This is a genomic window from Methanomassiliicoccales archaeon (genome assembly GCA_035527755.1).
Classification (GTDB): Archaea; Thermoplasmatota; Thermoplasmata; order Methanomassiliicoccales; family UBA472; genus UBA472.
In genome coordinates this window covers 1-19,280 of sequence record DATKZX010000003.1, presented here as the reverse complement: position 1 = coordinate 19,280, position 19,280 = coordinate 1, and the positions used below count along the sequence as shown (strand labels likewise).

Genomic DNA, 19,280 nt, shown 5'->3' with positions numbered 1-19,280 from the left:
GTTATCGGGATCAGCGAATATAGAGTTTTGCAGAACAATCTTCCACAGATACTGAGATCTAGATTTTTTTAGATGGATATTATTTTTGATCGCCGTAGAAGATCACAAGGGGACGCGAGAACCAGATTCGATGCCCCCACGACCATTCACCCGACCTCGATCACACCGGTTCCCCGTACCCTGAAAAAGTGAACGTCCCGTCCACGCTGAAACTGATGATGATCGGATAGCTTATATTGAAACCGTTAAAAACGTCCTGCCCATCGGAGGGGCCGACCACCGCTTCCAATGTGTCCCCTCTATCAACGAACTCTAAGCTCCACCAGACATGAGTGGTATTATCGAACCAAAGAGCGGATTCGACATCGTCCACGGAAATGCCGGGAGCCGTGATCGTCAGTTTGAGGACGATGCCTTCCTCAATATCCAAGCCCCTTAGCTTTATGCCTACGATGTACTCCCAACCATCCTCGACGATGACCGTGATGGTCGACTGCTCATCGGTCCATCCCATACCGTCCCCGACCTCCTGCTGCATGATCAAGGTGACCTCGATCCCGATCTCATCAACTTCAGGTACCAATCGGTCATGTAGCGCTCCGCTGATAAGAAAGGCCGATGAAGCTAGCGCTATTATGATGACCAGGGCGATCATGGTTGACCTTATTTTAGAATCTTTGTTCATTGAGGAATCTTCCTTGCACAGCGCGCGGTCGGTGCACGATATCGGTCTCTCAAAGACGTGAGCATCCCATCACGTGTTGAGGGGAAACGGTTTCCTTTATGATATATATTGTCCGTGATTTTTATCCTAACTGAGGTATGGACCTCAATGCCTTTCCTATCGCCTCGTTCGAAGCCTTTTCTTTCACGCCCTCCCTGTCGCCTTCGATGATGATCTCGAACACCTCTCCCTTTTTCTGATAGGATACTCCGATGAACACCAGACCCACCGGCTTTTCCTTCGTCGCTCCTCCGGGTCCGGCGATACCGGTCACCGATATCCCCATGTCGGAATTGAAGGCCTTGCGCACTCCTGCGGCCATCGCCGCGGCGCACTCTGAGCTGACCGCACCGTGCGTTCCTAGCACCTCCAGGGAGACGCCCAACAACTTGACCTTGGAATCGTTGCTGTAGGCGACGACCCCGCCCAGGAAAACGTCCGAGGAACCTGGGACATTGGTCAGCTTGTCGCAGATGCGACCGCCGGTACAGGATTCCGCCACGGCGATGGTCAACCGTTTCTGTCGAAGGGCGTTTAGGAGCTCAATCCCCGGCATCCCATTCCCCCTGGGCCATCAGCTCCCTGATGCGCTTGACGCCATCGATGGAATCGATGACCTCGGCCACCGCCCGCGGTACGAAGCGGCGCCAGTCGTCCCCGGCCACCATCCTATTTCGTATCTCCGTGCCGGAGTAATGAGAGCGGTTGAACAGAGGGGACGCGGACACTTCGTAACCGGCCTCGGAGAACAACCTTTTGGTCAATGGATTGTTGGTATACACCCGTTGGAAGGGCGGCACCATGGAGCGCACATGCGATACCCAGATGCCATACTGGTTGATGTCCACTATCGGCACCAGGAAGTAATCCTTTATGCCCTCTTCACGCAGGGCCCGGGATATCATGAGATGGCGCTCGCCGGCGGTGAAGGGGTTCTCGAAGGTGTGAGATAACTGCGCGCTGCCAATTCCGATTATCAGCTCGTCGCATTCCTTGGCTATCTTTCGCACCACTTCCAGATGCCCTAGATGAAAGGGTTGGAAGCGGCCGATCAGCAAACAGTCCACGCGTTCGGAGTCGCTCATGACGCTGCGCTTATCCGGTTGTCATGATAAAACCATTGCCATCGGGAAATGAATAAAAGTGAAAAGAGTAAGTGAAAGGGGTTTAGGGTGTGACCGGCTTGATCACCGTCGGTTTCAGCACGCTGCCGCCCTTTTCCACCAGCGCGGCCAGCTTGGACAGTAGCCCGTCCTTCTTGGTGCCGCTCATCAGGGCGTGGGAGAGCACCTCTCCCATGTTGCTCACCGGTATGATCTCGATCTTGCCGATATAGCGCTCCTCGAGCACCACGTCGTACATGTTGGCCTTGGGGATCAGCACCTTGAGTATGCCCGATTCGGCCGCGGCCTCGATCTTGGCGGTGACGCCGCCGACCGGCAGCACCTGCCCCCTGACGCTCAGGGAACCGGTCATGGCGACCGTTTGGTCCACCGCTACGTCCTCCAGGGCGGAGATGACCGCCGTGGCTACGGATATGGAGGCGGAATCGCCTTCCACGCCGTCGTAGGTGCCTATGAACTGCACGTGCACATCGTGGTTGCTGATGTCTTCGCCAGTATACTTCTTGATGAGCGCGGAGACGTTCTGCACCGCCTCCTTGGCGATCTCACCGAGCTTACCGGTGGCGATGATCTGTCCCCCGTTCTTGACCTGGGCCGGGGTCACCTCCGCCACAATGGGAAGCACTATCCCAGACATCTCAGAGATGCTGGACTCGGAGTTCATGGCCGCCAGGCCGTTCACCACGCCCACAGCACCGCCCTCGACGGCGAAGGTCCTGTACTGCTTCCGGGCCTGGATGTAACGGTCCACGATCTGCTGCTCCAGGGAGCGGGCTATCTTCTTGGCCTTGACCACGTGCTCATGGGTAACGATAGGGCTGCCCTCCTCTTGGGCCATGTCACCGGCCACGCGCACCAGACCGCCAAGCTCCCTGAGCCTCAGGGTCAGTTGTCCGCGCCTTCCGGCACGTCTCTGGGCCTCCTTGATGATCTCCACGACCGCCTTCTTGTCGAAGTGGGGGATCTTCTTGTCCTTGACCACTTCCTGGGCTACGAACCGTATGAGCTTGGTGCGGTTCTCCGGAGTATCGTCCATGGTGGAGCGCATGTACACCTCGTATCCGTAACCGCGGACGCGGGAACGGAGCGCGGGGTGCATGCCCTTTATGGCATCCATGTTACCGGCGCACACCAGTACGAAGTCGCAGGGGACCGCCTCGGACTTGACCATGGCGCCGCTGCTCCTCTCGCTCTGTCCGGTGATGCTGAACTTGCCCTCTTGGAGCGCGGTCAGCAATGACTGCTGGGACTCCATCCTCAGCATGTTGATCTCGTCGATGAACAGCACACCCTTGGACGCCTTGTGTATGGCGCCCACTTCCAAGCGTTCGTGGGCCGGGGTCTCCAGGCCTCCGCTCTGGAAGGGGTCGTGCTTGACGTCGCCAAGCAGTGAGCCAGCATGGGCTCCAGTGGCGTCGATGAAGGGTATGGGATCGCCCTCTTTGTGAGTGATCATCAGTTTGGGGATCATGAAGTTCTCTTTGCGCTGGCCTACATACCTGGTAGCAAAGAATATCATTGCCGCGGCCATGATGCCGAAGAGCAGTATCATGGGGTCAGGCTGCTGTATGTACAGTATGACCGTAAGGACGACCACCATCATGATGATCGCTGTCACCATTGAGGACTTCTGCGACTTTCGCGCCATTGCCTCTTTCTTCTGAGCGGACACGATCTCCTTGCCCTTTCCAGCGGGAACGGACCGGATCTTCGGCTCGTTGGGGTCCTCTTCGTTATGGTAGGCGATTATGTCCTGCAGATCGTCCCTGGGCAGGTATTCGGTCATGGACTTGGCCAGCATGGACTTGCCCGTGCCTGGGTCCCCGATGAGCATGACGTGGCGCTTCTGCTCGGCAGCTTTGCGCACCACCTCGACCGCGGAGTCCTGACCTATGACCTGGTCGGAAAGCTTTTCAGGTATCTTGATGTCGGCAGTGCTGCTGAAATCCTGGGTCTCCATCCAGGTCTCCACGTCGGGTTGCACCACTACCTGTTCTTTATCATCTTGAACCATGATTCACCTGTCTCAAATCGAACCCATGTAAGCCCTACTAAATAAAGATATTCTTCTCAATAAACGGTGTTTGGTAATGGCCAGCTATTAACGCCTCCTACGAAATAACTACCTCTTTCATCCCCTTTAATACATACTATTCGATCGACCGAAAATGCTACCTAAATTGTACCAAGGGTCATGATAAAAGTAATAACCCGCGGAGCAATGCCTTCGCCACCTATGAGCGACTGGAAGACCGCGTTGCCGCAAGGGGTCATCGAGATCCTGCAGGAGGAAGGGATCACCACCCTGTATCCTCCACAGGAGAAGGCCGTGCCCTTCGCCCTGTCCGGGAAGAACCTGGTATTGGCGGTGCCCACCGCCTCGGGCAAATCATTGGTGGCCTATCTGGCAGCGGTCAAGCGGGTGCTTCACGACGGCGGCAAGGTGATGTACATCGTTCCGCTGCGCGCATTGGCCGCGGAGAAGTTCGAAGAACTGAAACGCTTCGAGCGCCTGGGGATCAAGGTCGGCATGTCCATCGGGGATTTTGACGAGGTCGACAAAGGCATCGAACATTTGGACATCCTCATCGCCACCTCGGAGAAGGCCGACGCCATCATGCGTCACCGCTCTGATTGGGTGAAAGCGATATCCTTGGTCATCGCCGACGAGGTGCACCTGATGAACGACCCGGACCGCGGTCCGACGTTGGAGATCACCCTCACCAAGCTGAGGCTGCTCAACCCCCAGTTGCAGGTCATCGCTTTATCGGCCACTGTCGGCAACTCCAAGGAGATGGCCGAATGGTTGGACGCGGAGCACGTGGCCAGCGAATGGCGCCCGGTGAAGCTGAAGGAGGGAGTGCTGTTGGCCGACACCATCAACTTCACCGACAACAGCAAACGTTCAGTACGTCCATTGGGCGATACCGTCTGGTCTTTGGTCAAGGATACCATTGACGAAGGGGGGCAGGTGCTGGTCTTCGTCAACTCCCGTCGTTCCACGGAATCCTTGGCTACCCGCTTCTCCAAATTGAACAAGGAAAAGGGAGACGCTCAGGTAAAGGAGCAGCTGGACGACGCGTTCCGAGACGAGCAGACCTCCATCGGTTCCTCGCTCAAATACTGCATGAGCCACGGCATGGCCTTCCATACCGCTGCGCTCAGCAACGAACAGCGCAGGACGGTCGAACGTTTCTTCAAGGAAGGAAAGATAAAATGCATCATAGCCACGCCGACCTTGGCCGCCGGCATTAACTTGCCGGCTCGTCGGGTCATCGTTCGTGACGTGACCCGCTTCGAGGGAGGCGGGAGCGTTCCCATCTCGGTCATGGAGGTCAAGCAGATGTGCGGCCGTGCCGGTCGTCCTCGATACGACCCCTACGGCGAGGCGGTGCTGCTCGCCTCGACGGTGGAACAGAGCCACATGCTCTTCGAGAACTATCTGTTGGGGGAGCCGGAGGACGTCCAGTCCAAGGTAGGGAACGAGCGGGTGCTGCGCGGTCATATACTGGCGCTCATCGCCACCGATACGACGAACACGCGCAAGGGCATCATAGACTTCCTGCGCCACACGTTCTACTGCCATCAGCGGGGCGAGGAGGGTGTGGAGGAGGCGGTGGAGAGCATCGTCCAATACCTTTTCAAGGAGGGAATGGTCCGCTGCCCGGGGATCGACTTCCTGGCCGAGGAGGTGGAGGCCGACCTCAAGGCGACGTTCTTCGGCAAGCGTCTCTCCGACCTTTACATAGATCCGGTCTCGGCGGTCAAGCTGCGCGATGCGCTTCTCTCGTACACCCCGGAAAAAGGTGCCCTGGGGTTCATGCACGCGGTGTGCGCCACCCCGGACATGATGAACCTATATCTGAGGAGGGACGACCGGGAGACCATGGACCAGATCGTCATGGAACGGGGGAAGGAGCTGCTGTTCCCGGTGCCCGACCTCGATTCCCCGGATTACGATTACTTCCTATCGGAACTGAAGACCGCCATGGTCCTGGACTCTTGGATCTCCGAGCAGGACGAGGAGGCTCTGCTCAAAGCGTCCGGCATCGGTCCGGGCGACCTGCACAACAAGGTCGAGGTGGGGGAATGGCTCCTCTATTCCATGAGGGAGATGAGCAACATCTTCAACAAGGACTGCTACCCCGTGCTGACGAAGATGATGACCCGCATGAAGTACGGGGTCCGAGAGGACCTGCTGGAACTGGTGTCTCTGAAAGGCGTCGGCAGGGTCCGCGCCCGCTCACTGTTCAAGAAAGGCTTCGTTTCGATCGCCCTGCTCAAGGAGGCGCCGGTGAACGATCTGGCGAAGATCATAGGGATCGGTGATCTTCTGGCCCAGAGGATCAAGTCCCAGATCGATCCGCTCTTCGTAATGGACAAGAAGGCCAAGACCGCCGAGAAGGCGGCGATGAAGGAAGATACGCCGGCCAAGGAGCGCGGGCAGACCAAGCTCTTCGATTTTTAAACGGTCCGCTCAGATCAGCGGTGAGACCAGTATCCTCGCACCGGGAGCGGTCCGGCAGAGACCTCTCCCATCATGTTTCGGGTTTTAACGAGGTCAGAAATCGGTGATGGCCCTGGTCACGAAGAACGTCCCTTCCTTGAAGTAGAAGGAGAAATAGCTGCTGGAATGGTCCGTCTCTCGCATCTTCACCACCCTTAGGCGCCTCTGCACCTCGATCTCTCCCACCTCCACCATCTTCAGGTGGATGATGCCGTCCGCCAGGAAATCGGTGTCCCCGGAACCGTAGTATTGGTAGATGCCGACGGGCATCTCGGCGATCAAGAAGGTGGTGACCTCCGTGGAGCGCAACCATTCGAACAGGCGGAATATCTCCTCCCTGGGCTGCTCGAACTTGGCTATCAGTTCTAAAGCGCCCAATGAATCGATCACTAGAACATCGTAATCGAAACGCTTCTTGCTCTCCTCCACGGCGTAACGGAACGTGTCGAACCAACCGCCGCTCTGGGCCAGCAAACGGATCTCTCCCAGGTCCAATAGCTCGACCAGGTTGTCGGGGTTTCCCTGCATCCTCAGATAGTCCATCTGCCGCATGAGCGATGGTTTGTTCTGCTCCAATGAGATGTAAAGACCGCGGACGCCTTCCCGCACCGCGTTCATGTGCAGGATGTAGTACGCCAGGGAGGATTTCATGGTGCCGGCGGCGCCGGAGACCAGGATGATGTTACCTTTGGGTATACCACCGGACAAGTTCTCGTCCAAGCCGTTAACGAAAGTTTTGACCCTAGCCCTCTCCATCGTCCTTCCCCCATGGACAATGATTATGGATGCATTTATAAATTAAGATGAAACGTTGGAAAGAACAACGATCCGTGCCTGGTCGAACGACCTGAAAAACAGTGGGCCTAGGGATGTCTGCGCTTGTAAAGCACCACGAGCACCACTTGGAGCAGGAAGAACGGCAACGGCAGCCAGATGGTCCAGGGCAGTTCACCCCTGACCCAGGCCATGCTTAGCTCCAGCCCCTGCGGGTCGTTCTCCATAGCGACCATCTCCACCGTCCTGTTCACCAACCCTTCCCCGCTCACCGTCACCCGATATGTGCCCGGGGCGATAAGGAAGGAGAAGTTACCGAATAGGTCGGTGGTGGCCACAACCGACCCGTCGATGATGAGCTTCGCATTCGCCACTGGATCCCCGAAACCGTCCAGGACCGTGCCGTTCACCCAGAACATGATCATGCCGATGCGGAAAGACCAGGTCAGACCGGGCAGGTGATTGCCGGACAGGTCCATTCCATTCACTCTCACCTCATGATCGCTACCTTCCAGCCAGCCCCCAGGCGGGGCGTAGAGGGCGGTATTGCTCTCCCAATGAAGTACCACCAACATACCGTCCACGGTGACCATGACGTTCTCCTGGTCCATCGGTTCGGAGAACGTCAAGATCAACACTCCATCTGAAGGTACGGATGCGCCGACCAGTGAATGATGGAGTACGTTAGGCGTCACCGTGTCAACATACAAGGTGAGGTTGGAGAAGGCCTCGTTCCCCACCATGTCCATCGCCTTCACCTGCACCAGCGATGACCCCTCTCCCAGCAGAAGGGTGACCCGCCCGCGGTGGCCCAGATCCGTCCAGGGGGCCGCATTGACCTTGACCCAGTAGTTCACCCCACCCGAGCCGCCGACGTCTGAAGAGCTCAAGACCAGCTCCACGGAGGAGGAGTTGAGGCGAGCGCCGTTGGAAAGACCGATGACGCTTATCACCGGCGCCTGATGGTCAGTGATGACCTGCAAGGTGTAGTTCTGCCAATCGGAGAGCCCGGTGGCCAGAGAGATTGCCTGTATGTGCACATAGTAGTTACCGGCCTTCAGTTCACCGGCGATGACCCCCTCCAGCAAGCTAAGGAAGGTGGCGTTGGTGTCCAGAACATGATCGCAGGGTTGGCTGACCTCCACCGCGTACTGATAGTTCAGAGTGGCGAAGAAAGGCCCTTCAGGAGGAGCGCTCAGGAAGACCAGGGAATCGGCCGGAAAGATGCTGAAGGTGGAGTTCTGATACGCGGAAAGATATCCGGCCGAAGAGGAAGCGGTTATGTTGATCCAATAGGTGCCGGCCTCACCGATTTCAGGTAGGCCGGAGTAACCGTCATCGCTCCAGGTGAGGAAAGGAGCATTGGTACTGTAGGCGGTAATGGTGGTCGCCTCATTGAACGTTGGTACGTACTCATAGGGAACCGCCTCATAGCCGTCGCCCGGGAAGTTGGTGAACGCCGGAGCCCATGACTCCGCGATCAGGAAGGTGGTGTTCTGATGTGATGACAGCAGCCCTGCCAAAGAGGTGGCGGTGATATCGATCCAGAAAGTGCCTTCATCGTCAATGTCTGGAGTGCCGGAGTAACCGCTGCCGCCCCAGGTCAGGAAGTGAGCGTTGGTGCTGTGGACGATGATGCTCACCGTTTCGTTGAACGTCGGAACATAGGAATACGGATGGTCCGCCCGCCCGTTCATCGGTGCGTTGGTGAAGGAGGGGGGCCAGGTGTCCGCTATTGTCAAAGTATAATTCTGCCAGGCCGTCAGATTCGCGTCGGAGCTGGTCGCGCCGATGTGCACCCAATAGGTGCCTGCCTGGTCAGTATTAGGGGTACCGGAATACATCGAACCGTCCCAGGTCAAGAAAGGAGCGGAGGTCGCCACCGTCCATGCCACGATCTCATTACAGAGAGGAGCGTAGGAGTATGGCGATAGCTCCCTTCCCTGGACCTCCGGGATGCTGATGAACATCGGCGCCGTTGCCTGAGCGATGATGAAGGTGGAGTTCTGCCAGGAGGATCGCTTGCCGTTCAAGCTGACCGCTGTGATGTTCATCCAATATGTGCCGGCATGCTGCGTCCCAGGGGTGCCTGCGAAGGCCTCACCGCTCCAAGCCAGGAAAGGAGCGTTGGTGCTGTGGGCGGTCACGCTCACCGTCTCATTGAACGTCGGCCTATGCTCATAGGGAACGGCCTCCTGCCCGTCCCCTGGCGCATTGGTAAAGGTAGGTGCCCAACCATCCCCGATCAGGAAGGAGGCGTTCTGATAGGATGATAATAATCCAGCCACCGCGGTGGCGGTGATGTTGAGCCAATAATTACCTCCCTCCTCAAGCCCGGGAGTGCCTGTGTACGCACCACCGTTCCATGCCAGGAAAGGAGCGTTGGTGCTTTGCGCCGTGATCATCGCGCTCTCGTTGAAGATGGGTCGGTATTCGTACGCAATGCCCACCATACCCTGCGCCGGGATGCTGGTGAACGCTGCCGCCCAGGTATCCCCTATGGTGAAGGTAGAGTTTTGGCTGGCGGTCATTCCACCGTCAACGCTGGTGGCGATGATGTTCATCCAATAAGAGCCTGCGCCCTCAGTGCCTGGAGTGCCTTGATAGGCACTGCCGTTCCAGGTCAGGAAAGGAGCGTTGGTGTCATGGTGATCGATCCACACCGTCTCGTTGAACGATGGAACGTACTCGTACGGTAAGGTCTCTCGCCCGTCGGCGGGTACGCTGGTGAAGGTTGGAGCCCACTGCTTCCCCTCATTGACATTCGAGGCGTATTTGGTGTATCCGTTCGACCGATCACCGTACGCTATGGCCAGCTCGTTCGATGAGGTCAGGACCATCGAACCGTAATAGCCGGTCATGGGCGAGGGGTCGATGACCATCGTCTTAATGTTGTCACCGATCTGCCAGGCGTACTTCAGGCACTTGCTTTGGTTGTCCATGTAGGAAAAGCGGGCATTATCATTGGTGTCAATGACCAGGGAGGTCCAGGTGCCCACATCCGCCGTCCCTCCGTCAACGATACGAAGAGACCAGACACCCCAGCTGATCATGCGGGCATACTTCAGGTCGCCGTTCGTAGCGTCGTAATAACTGATGCGCGGCAGTCCATTGGAGTCAAGCTTCAAGGATGTGTATTGCCCGACATCACCTACCTGGTCCACCGTAGAGAGGGTCCAGTTGGAGAGGTCCGGGGAGTAGGCAAGTTTCAGATCGCCATTGGTACGATCATAATAGGAGATGAACACTGAACCGTTGGGACTCGAGGCCATGGAGGTGAACTCCCCCACCGTCCCGATGGCATCTATAGCCTCGACGTTAAAGCTGGCTCCGTTCCAGTGAGCGAACTTGAGATCGCCGTTGGTCATGTCCGCGTAGCTTAGGCGCTCGTTGCCACTGGCATCGAACCTTAGCGATACCCAGCCGAACTGGTTGCCAGAGGTGTCTACCGCCAGATTGGGCCGCCATTTATTGGCTTGAAGGTTGTAGCTCTTGAGATAGAGCTGGTAGGCGAGGTTGCAGTAGGCGATGTGCGCTGCACCGTTCGGATCGAACGCCATCGAGGTAGAGCCTATAGCTTGGTCCAATGTAGCGATGTTCCAGCCAGTACCGCCATTCCAAGCCCATGTGAGATGGTCGGTGGCATTGTCGATGTAACTGATGTGCGAGTTTCCAGAAGGGTCCAGGGTAAGTGAGATGCCGTTCCCGGCCGAACCGCTGATGTCCACATTCTCGATCGTCCATATCTCATCAGCCAGAACGTTTCCGTTCGGCACGGTCAGTGTCAGGACCATCGTTAGAACGATACCAATGGTACCGAACTTGACCATCAAGCCTCTCAAGCTCATGAACGTTCCTTCTTGTTCAGATCGCTTGTGGATAATATAGCCCAGTGATCATATATAGATTGAACGAACGACCGGGTCTCATGTGGTCGTTCGGCCCTCGGAAGAGGTCATGTTGCCAGATGCGGAAGCGTATATCTGGATGACGGACAACGGATATCGAGTAACGCACCTAACCCTTGATCACCCTGCGTACGTCCTCAGCGGTGGCGGACGCCTTCAGCACCTTTCCGCAGTTGGCGATGACGGCATCGGGGTCCTTGAGCACGTGGCCGGTACAGACGCAGACCACCTTCTCCTTGCGGCTGATCTTTCCCTCGTCCATCAATTTCTTCACCCCGGCGAGGGAGGCTGCGGAAGCCGGCTCCACGCCCACTCCCTCCATCCTGCCCAGTAGGAACTGGGCCTCGATGATCTCCCGGTCCGAAACGGCGGTCATGACGCCGCCAGTATCGTAGACCGCCTTCAGCGCCTTCCTGCCGGAGGCGGGATTGCCTATGCGAATAGCGGTGGCGATGGTCTCGGGGTCCTTGACCGGTCTGAAATCCTCCTGACCGTGGGCGAAGGACATGACCAGAGGCGCGGAGCCTCCGGCCTGCACCCCGGTCAGCATCGGCAGCTCGTCTATCCATCCGAGCTGCTGCCATTCCTTCAGCGCCTTGTAGGCGGCCCAGATGTTGGCGGCGTTGCCTACGGGGTAAACGATGCGGTCGGGCATTTTGAAATCCAGTTGATCGATGATCTCGAAGGCCAAGCTCTTCTGCCCTTCCGGGCGGAAGGGGTTGACGGAATTGAGCATGTACAGGTCGCCCGAGTGCGCTAGCTCCTTGACCACCCTCAGGGCGTCATCGAAGTTTCCGTCCACGGTGACGACCTTGGCCCCGAAGAACATCGCCTGCGCCAATTTACCCAATGCCACCTTTCCGGAGGGGAGCAGCACCACGCATTTCAGTCCCGCCTTGGCGGCGTAGGCGGCCAACGACGCGGAGGTGTTTCCGGTCGAGGCGCATCCCACGACCTTGCATCCCAGTTCCAAGGCGCGCGTCACTCCGACGGTCATACCGCGGTCTTTGAACGAGCCAGTGGGGTTCGCGCCCTCGAACTTGACGTGCAATTTCCTCAGTCCGTACTCCTCGGCGAGCTTCTCGCAGTCATAGAGCGGGGTGCCCCCTTCCTGCAGGGTGATGGGCTCCGACCTTATGGGCATGAACTTAGCATAGCGCCAGACGCTTATCGGTAGTGAACGCAGGTCCCTGGGAGAGGTACCTTCCAAGTGAGAAAGGTCCATATCTATCGTCAGAGAACCGTTGCAACTAGGGCAGGCGTCCAGAAAGTGGTTCTCGATCTCCTTCCCACATTCCCAGCATTTGACAGTGTATTTCATCATTCCACCAGCCTGCATCCTTCGCCCCAGGTGGTCACCCAGCAGAAGCATTCCACCCCATGTCCCTCGTAGAACCTCTGCATGGCGTCGGCTATCTCCATCCCGTCGGCCTTCTCCATGTCGTAGAAAGCGGCGATGCACGGTCCCGATCCTCCCAGGAAGGAGGCGAACGCCCCCGCTTCGACGGCGGTCCTTTCCGCTTCTTTGAGGAAAGGCACCAACGGCGCCCGGGCCGGCTCGACGATCACGTCCTTTATGGAGCGCGCTATCATGTCCAGGTCCCCCATGGCCATGCCGGCCACCAACGTGGAGGCGTGCCCTACCTGGTGAATGACATCGGACATCGGCACATTGATCGGCACCCTCATGCGCGCTTCGCGGGTAGGAACGGCGAACTCCGGCAGGGAGGCCACGATGCCCAGGTTCTTGGGCGGCTCGATGCGGATGACGTCCATCGGTTCGTAGGACCGGATGATGGTGAACCCGCCCATCAGCGCCGGGGCGGCGTTGTCGGCGTGCCTGCTTCCGGACGACGCCTCCTCACCGAAGGAGGCGCAGCATATCAGCCGGTTCATTACCAGAGGTACGTCCAACAGCATGTTGGCGGCATAGGCGCCGCCGGCGGCGGATGCCCCGGACGAACCCATGCCAGAAGCGGGACGTATCCCCTTGTTGATCTTCATGAGTATGCCGAAGTCCGCCTCTGCGATATTCAGCACCTTGGAGGCCGCCACGGCGGCGGTGTTCTTGGTATTGTCCAAGGTGACGGCGTAGGACCCCGTCCCGGTTATCGACTCCACGTGCACCCCCGGTTCGCTGGTCCTGCGCACCTCGATTACATCATATGGGTCGTTCAATGCGATGCCGAAGACGTCGAATCCCGGTCCGACGTTTGCAATGGTGGAAGGGGCTCTGACAGCCACGCGGTCTAAGGCCATGTGATCACACTCTCCGATCTATCGGGTTAAGACCTCATGGCCTGAACGGGTTTAAAAGTTTTTAGCGCCACGCCCTTTCCTTACGAAACGAGGGGCAACCGTTTTTATCCCTGGGCATAGATGACCAGGCATGTCTTGCGGGTTCGCCGGGGCCTTGGTGGAAAAGGGGGGATGCGATCCCCTTCTCAAGAGAGCTTCCGATCTCAGCGAGGAGGTGGTGCTCATGGACGCCGATCGGGTATGCGGGATCGACCACCTGATCTCGGCGGTCATCCACGCTAGACGCGCTTTTGACCGGGGGAGCAACGCCTCCAACACCCTGGGCATGGAGGTCATCCTCTACGCCTCCGGGGAACGCCAGATATCCAAGGCCAAGAAGAAGATGGGGCTGCACCAGGGAACGGAAAGGGTGGCATTAGTGCTGCTCGGTCCGCCGGACGCCGATATCGACGACGTACTGGAGAAGCTGGAACTGCGAAGGGACGACTCTCTGCTGGACTGCACCTTGGAGAAAGGAGCGGCCTTCGGTCTGGACGAGAACGAGGTCCATACATTGGGCGAGGGGTTCCTTCAGGAGCTTATCCTAGAGAAGGTGGCCTTCGTTGACCTCTTAAAACGTTAAATTGGAGGAAATCATTTAATGGTTGGCAATTGCTTTCTTTTGCCAAATTGAGGATGGGACCAGTTGTCCGGTGATTTTGTCAAGCAGCTGCAATTGGCCAAACAGTTGGAACAGAAGGCCAAGGAAGCTGCGCGGGGACGCGAGACGGCGGAGAAGAGCATTCAGGAAGCCACAGCATTACTGGATAAGCTCAAGGAGATGGACGCCTCGCCGGCGGAGACGGGGAAACTTTTAACACTAGCTTCTCAAAGCTATTCGGATAAGGATTACAAGGAATCCCTTTCCTACTCGGTCAAGAGCATTGACGCGGCCGATCGCTCCCGGAAGGAACGGTTGCGCGAGATCCTGCGGGAGGCGTCCTCATTGATGGAGAGGGTGTCCACTCTGGGAAAGGCGGAGGAGGAGACGACAAGATCGTTATCGGAAGCTGCCAAGGCCATCGATTCCTCGGACAGTGATGGGACGTACGAGCTTTGTAAGGGAGCCTGGGACATGGCAGAGCAGAACGCCAACCGGGTGGTCTCCGAGGCTTTCGGCCGGGCGCAGTCCTCTCTGCTCTTCGCGGAACGGCTGGAGCTCAAGGTGGATAAGCAGAAGACCATGCTGCGCTCTTGTCGTGACGCACTGGAATCGGGGGACATTGTCAAGAGCGTGGACCTCATCCAGTCATTGCTGGGCGTGCTCAAGAGCATGACCATGGAGCGTTTCACGAAACGCTCCGGGAAGATCGACGAACTGCTCTCGTTGAAGAAGAGTATCGACTTCGATACCGCTCCGGCCAGGTCGTTAATGGAAAAGGCCCGGGAAGCGATCGTCGGCGCCCGGGTGGAGGACGCGTTCCTGGCATTGGACAACGCCGAGGAATCGTTCTCCGGGGAGTTCGGCGGAGCTGTCGTTCAACGATTGGCAGACCTGCGGCAGCGCACCGGAGAGCTGGTCGCTCACGGGCAACGTGTCGACCTGGGCGACGTCGCCGGGAAGGTCCAGCATATGGAGCTGCAGGAGAAGTACTCCGATGTCATCCAGCTTTTGGACGGCGCCAGGGATAAGGTCCGCTCGGCGGAGAAGGCCGTTCTGCTCCATGAAATGACCGCGATACAGCCGCGGCTGAAGCTGGCGCACATTGTCAAGAAGGACGTGCGCGACGCTCTGCAGAAGATGGAGGAATCCCGCGTCGCCCTGAAGGCCGACCTCTTCGAGGACGCCTTGGCGCTGGTGGAAGAGGCCCGCTCCATCGTTGAGGAGAAACTGAACGGTTACGACCAAGTGGAGGAGGAACTGAGACAGACGCAGGAGCTTCGAGCCCGCTGCGATGACCTGGGGCTGCCCTGCACCGAAGGGTCGAAGGAGATGGGAGCGGCCAAGCGCCAGACGCTTCAGGGGGATTTCGTTACCGCGATCGATTCACTGCGACAGGCGCAGCAGGCCTTCAAGCAGAAACTGGAGAACTACTTCGCCACCGACATCATGCGCCTGGAGATGCGTTTGGCGACCTCCATGCGATTGGGGGCGGACGTTTCCGAGGAGAGCGCGCTGCTGGAAAGCCTCACCGCCCGCGTGAGGAAAGGGGACTTCGAACTGGTGCACGGCAGCCTAGTGACCATAGGATCGTCAGTTGAAGAGAAGACCTTGGAGGTGGTGACCGAGGAGCTGCGGCAGGCGGAGAACCTGATGTCGCACTATGCCGACCGCCCGGAAGCGGAGCGGGGTCTGGTATCCTTGAAACAGGCCAAGGAACGGCTGCTCAAGAAGGAGTATCAGCAGGCTCATGACCAGGCGCGCCAGGTCGTCACGACCATGAACGCCGAGCGCCGCAAGAACCTGGACCAATCCATTCGCGAAGGCAAGGCGCTAATGGACATGGCCGGGCAATTGGACGCGGAAAGCGTCACCCTGCGGGAAAAGATGCAGCGCTCCGAGGAGCTGAAGGCGTTGGGCAGGATGGACGAGGCCTCGGTCCTGGCCGAAGAGGTCATCTCCTACGGTCGAAGCATCGTCTCGTCCGAGGTGGACAAACAGCTGACCGATCTGATGCAGCATATCTCCATGGCACGGAAGAACGGCGTGGAGGTCGGCCATGCGGAACACCTCACCGAGCAGGGTTCGCAATCCTTGCGCCGGGATGATCTGTCATCCGCGTTCGAGCTGACCATGTCCGCCCGCCGATCGCTACAGGAGGTCGTCGCCCTGTACCAGTCGCTGAGGGAGCGCCTGGACGAAAAGGAGGAGCTGCTGGAGGAGACCAAACGGGCCAACATGGACATTCCCGAGGTCAGAGAACTGGTGATCAAGAGCGGCGAGCTTCTTAGATCCGGCGAATACGATGAAGCGGGGAAGGAACTGGACAAGGCCGAGGCGACGCTGCGGGAGAAGGCCTCGCCTTTCATCCTCAGCCTGAAGATCAAACAGCTGAAGGAGATGGTCAAGCTCCGCGATAAGCTGGGATATAAGGACAGCGAGGCCCGCCTGAAACAGTTCGAAGAACTTGACGCCTCCCGATTGGACGAATCGACGGGCTCGTTAGCAAAATTGAAGGAGGAGTGGGAGGGGGAGATCACCGCCTCCCTGAACAAAGAGCTGAACGTATGCCAGAAGGAGGTCGACAAGATCAGTGCCTCCGGCCTTTCCATGGGTCACGTGCAGCAGCTGCTGGCCCGGGGCCGCAATTCGTTAAGCGACAGAAAGCTGCTGGACTCGATGCGCGCCATCGAACTGATACGCGTGGAGCTGGACCAGAGCGTTCAGGCGGACCGCCGCCTGAACGACATACTGGCGCAGGTGGAGGATGCCGTGGAGCAGCTGAAGGACATGAAGCTGGACACCAAGGAGGTATTGGTGCTCCTGGAACAGGCGCGGGCCTTGAAACGTACAGGCAGCGCTCCCGTGGCGGCCGACCTGGCCACAAAGGCCATGGACCGCTCCCTGTCGCTGGCCAAGGAAAGGATACTGTCCCTCATGAACTTCGCCGGCGGCCTGACGACGGAGAGGATGAACTGGGAGGACCTGCGGACGGCCAGGAAGCTCAGCGATGATATCGACGAGGCCCTGGCAAAGCACCGCTACCGCCACGCTCACCTGTTAGCCCGTTCCTTCCGCGAAGAGCTGGAACGGGTATTGCAGGACAAGAGCACGGCGGAGGAGGAGCTGCGCAAGTTCGAGGCCCGATTGAAGGAGGAGGCTGCCGCAGGACTGCGCCTGGAATCTTCGATGAAAGCGTTGGAGAAGACGCGTGCGCTCATGGCACGTGGCCGCTTCGTACAGGCGCTGGGCGGCGTCAACATCGCTCGGGACGAATTGAAATCGCTGACGGAGATGTACGATTCCCGCCTCATGGACTACAACGCCCTGCGGGAGATGGTCAATTCGCTGGAGGTGCTCGACCCCCGCAAAGATAACATGGAGGAGCTGCTGGACCAATGCTGGTCCTCTCTGAAGATAATGCAGTTCGAGTCCGCCTCGCTGTACCTGCGGCGGGCGAGGAACGCCCTGAGCGATTTCCTGACGACGAGGACGAACGAGCTGCTGTGGGAGTTCAACCCGCTGCACGATCTGATAAAACGGATGAAGCTGCAGAAGAAGTTCGGCACCGAGATCTCGGAGATCGAGAAGGCGGCCGTCGACCACATCACCCCCCGGGACCTGAACACGCTGGAGAGGAACGTGGAAAGGGTACGGGCGGGAATGAAGGACATCTTCCACGAGCAGAGGGAGAAGGCTCGGCGGACGATAGAGAAATCATCACGCGCCGATAAGGAGACGGGACGCGCCTGGGAGATATGGTCCGATTCGGAGTCCCAGTCCGATCGGGGCGACCTGTGGGAGGCGTTCAATTCGTTGGAGACCGCGGTGAACGCCATCGGGAGGAAGGGCGCGGAGACGGCGGAACAGCTGCAGAAGCAGCTCACCAACATGCTGGAGAAGGCCAATAGCTACCGTATCGAGCTGGGGGAGACGGAGAAAGCCTACGCCGAGGCGTTGGCGCTCATCAAGCAGGGGAAGAACCCCATGTCCCATTTGAAGAGAGCCTGCGACATCTCCAGAAAGGAGGTTCGCGCCACCTATCCGGACATTACGGCCGAACTGGAGTTCGTAGGTGAGGCCAAGGAAGGCGGCCGGATGGACGTGGTGGTGCATCTGAAGAACGTTGCGGACTATGACGCCAGAATTGTGCGCGCCTTCATCTTCGGCGACGTGGATGTCAAGGGAATGGTGGAGGTGGACCTGCTCAAGGCGGGGCAGGAGGCCAAAGGGCGCATAACCATCATACCGATGAACGAGGGGCTGCTCACCCTGGGCATATCCGTCAAGTGCAAGCCGATGCTGACGGAAGAGGACGTGCTGTACGACAGCAAGTTCGATCTGGACGTGAAGTGAGGGTTACGAGCGTTTCCCGTTTAAAGGATCGGATCTCGTAACCTGTGTTTTTAGTAAGTGCTCTCGTACATATATGAAAAAGGGTTGAGCATCGGCCTTATGGCATCACAGCTGTGGGTGGAACTTGTATCCGTAATGGATCACTCCGCTCGGTCCCTCTTCGCCTAACTTTCTGAACGAGGCCCATACGCGCATGCCTATCTCCACCTTGTCCAGCTCGCAGTCGATTATCTGCGCCGTCAGCATGATGCCCTCCTCCATCTTGATGATGGCGATGATGTAGGGCTTCTGCATCTGGAATTGAGCGGGAGCGTCGTGCACGATGCTGTAGGAGTACACCTCCCCCTTCCCGGAGAGCTGGAACTCCTCCATCTTGCCGATGGATCTTCTATGACATTCCGGGCAGACGGTGCGCGGAGGGAAGGATATCTTCCCGCAGTTGCCGCACTTCGTCGCCTTCAGATTGTAACGGGGGGAGTTCTCCCTCCAGAACCTGGCGATGGTCATCTAGGCCACCCCCAGCAGATGCATGACCACCGTCGAACCGGTGCCGCCGACGCTCTGCGCCAGGCCGTATTTGGCATCGTTCACTTGCCTCTTGCCCGCCTCTCCCCTTAATTGGGTCACCAGCTCCACGATCTGCGCCACGCCCGTGGCACCGATGGGGTCGCCCCTGGCCTTCAGACCGCCGGAGGTGTTGACCGCCACGCGCCCGCCGATCTGCGTCTGCCCGTCCATGGTGGCCTTTCCCGCCTCACCCTGCGGGAAGAAGCCGATATCTTCGAGCGCTAGTATCTCGGAGACGGTGAAGTTGTCGTGCACTTCCGCCAGCTTGATCTGGGAGATGTCCACGCCGGTGCGCCTGACGATCTTCTTGAAGGCCATCTTCGTCGCTTCGAACGAGATGATGGTCTTGCGGTGATGCAAGGCGAGAGTGTCGGAGCATTGTGAAGACGCCAGTATCTTCACCGGCGAATCGGTGTATTTG

13 protein-coding genes are annotated in these 19,280 nt (G+C 58.2%); 3 read left to right on the top strand and 10 right to left on the bottom strand.

Features of this window, described 5'->3' with window-relative positions:
• Positions 1–160 precede the first annotated feature (160 nt).
• From VMW85_01315 to lonB, 4 genes are all read right to left on the bottom strand, one after another.
• Positions 161–685, bottom strand: coding sequence for a hypothetical protein (locus VMW85_01315; GenBank protein HUT26675.1), 525 nt, complete (start codon positions 683–685; stop codon positions 161–163).
• 121 nt (positions 686–806) lie between these two features.
• Positions 807–1,280, bottom strand: coding sequence for a nicotinamide-nucleotide amidohydrolase family protein (locus VMW85_01310; GenBank protein HUT26674.1), 474 nt, complete (start codon positions 1,278–1,280; stop codon positions 807–809).
• On the bottom strand, positions 1,267–1,809 hold the full coding sequence (locus VMW85_01305; protein HUT26673.1) for a nicotinamide-nucleotide adenylyltransferase: 543 nt from the start codon (positions 1,807–1,809) through the stop codon (positions 1,267–1,269). Before VMW85_01305 ends, VMW85_01310 begins: the two co-directional genes overlap by 14 nt.
• Before the next feature lie 82 nt (positions 1,810–1,891).
• Positions 1,892–3,862, bottom strand: a complete 1,971-nt coding sequence (gene lonB / locus VMW85_01300; protein HUT26672.1) for an ATP-dependent protease LonB — start codon at positions 3,860–3,862, stop codon at positions 1,892–1,894.
• 222 nt (positions 3,863–4,084) lie between these two features.
• Between lonB and VMW85_01295 the strand changes: the two genes are divergently transcribed.
• Complete coding sequence (locus VMW85_01295) at positions 4,085–6,316, top strand: DEAD/DEAH box helicase (protein HUT26671.1); 2,232 nt, start codon at positions 4,085–4,087, stop codon at positions 6,314–6,316.
• Positions 6,317–6,409: 93 nt separating this feature from the next.
• Here VMW85_01295 and VMW85_01290 read toward each other — a convergent pair whose 3' ends face one another.
• The 4 genes from VMW85_01290 to VMW85_01275 all read right to left on the bottom strand — a co-directional run bounded on the left by VMW85_01290 (position 6,410) and on the right by VMW85_01275 (position 13,296).
• On the bottom strand, positions 6,410–7,111 hold the full coding sequence (locus tag VMW85_01290) for an ATPase domain-containing protein (protein HUT26670.1): 702 nt from the start codon (positions 7,109–7,111) through the stop codon (positions 6,410–6,412).
• Positions 7,112–7,218: 107 nt separating this feature from the next.
• Positions 7,219–10,977, bottom strand: a complete 3,759-nt coding sequence (locus VMW85_01285; GenBank protein HUT26669.1) for a carboxypeptidase-like regulatory domain-containing protein — start codon at positions 10,975–10,977, stop codon at positions 7,219–7,221.
• Between the two features lie 169 nt (positions 10,978–11,146).
• A complete protein-coding gene (gene thrC / locus VMW85_01280) occupies positions 11,147–12,409 on the bottom strand; it encodes a threonine synthase (protein ID HUT26668.1) in 1,263 nt (420 codons plus the stop codon).
• Positions 12,358–13,296: a homoserine kinase gene (locus VMW85_01275; GenBank protein ID HUT26667.1), complete on the bottom strand. Its 939-nt coding sequence runs from the start codon at positions 13,294–13,296 to the stop codon at positions 12,358–12,360. Before VMW85_01275 ends, thrC begins: the two co-directional genes overlap by 52 nt.
• A gap of 130 nt (positions 13,297–13,426) precedes the next feature.
• Here VMW85_01275 and cgi121 point away from each other — a divergent pair, with 130 nt between their 5' ends.
• Positions 13,427–13,918, top strand: a complete 492-nt coding sequence (gene cgi121, locus VMW85_01270) for a KEOPS complex subunit Cgi121 (GenBank protein HUT26666.1) — start codon at positions 13,427–13,429, stop codon at positions 13,916–13,918.
• A gap of 63 nt (positions 13,919–13,981) precedes the next feature.
• Positions 13,982–18,292: a hypothetical protein gene (locus VMW85_01265; GenBank protein ID HUT26665.1), complete on the top strand. Its 4,311-nt coding sequence runs from the start codon at positions 13,982–13,984 to the stop codon at positions 18,290–18,292.
• Between the two features lie 105 nt (positions 18,293–18,397).
• Here the strand turns inward: VMW85_01265 and VMW85_01260 are convergent, their stop codons facing one another.
• Both VMW85_01260 and VMW85_01255 read right to left on the bottom strand, forming a co-directional pair.
• The gene (locus VMW85_01260; protein HUT26664.1) at positions 18,398–18,799 is read right to left on the bottom strand and encodes a Zn-ribbon domain-containing OB-fold protein; all 402 of its coding nucleotides are present in this window, start codon (positions 18,797–18,799) and stop codon (positions 18,398–18,400) included.
• On the bottom strand, positions 18,800–19,280 hold a 481-nt coding region (locus VMW85_01255; protein HUT26663.1), incomplete at its 5' end, for a thiolase domain-containing protein.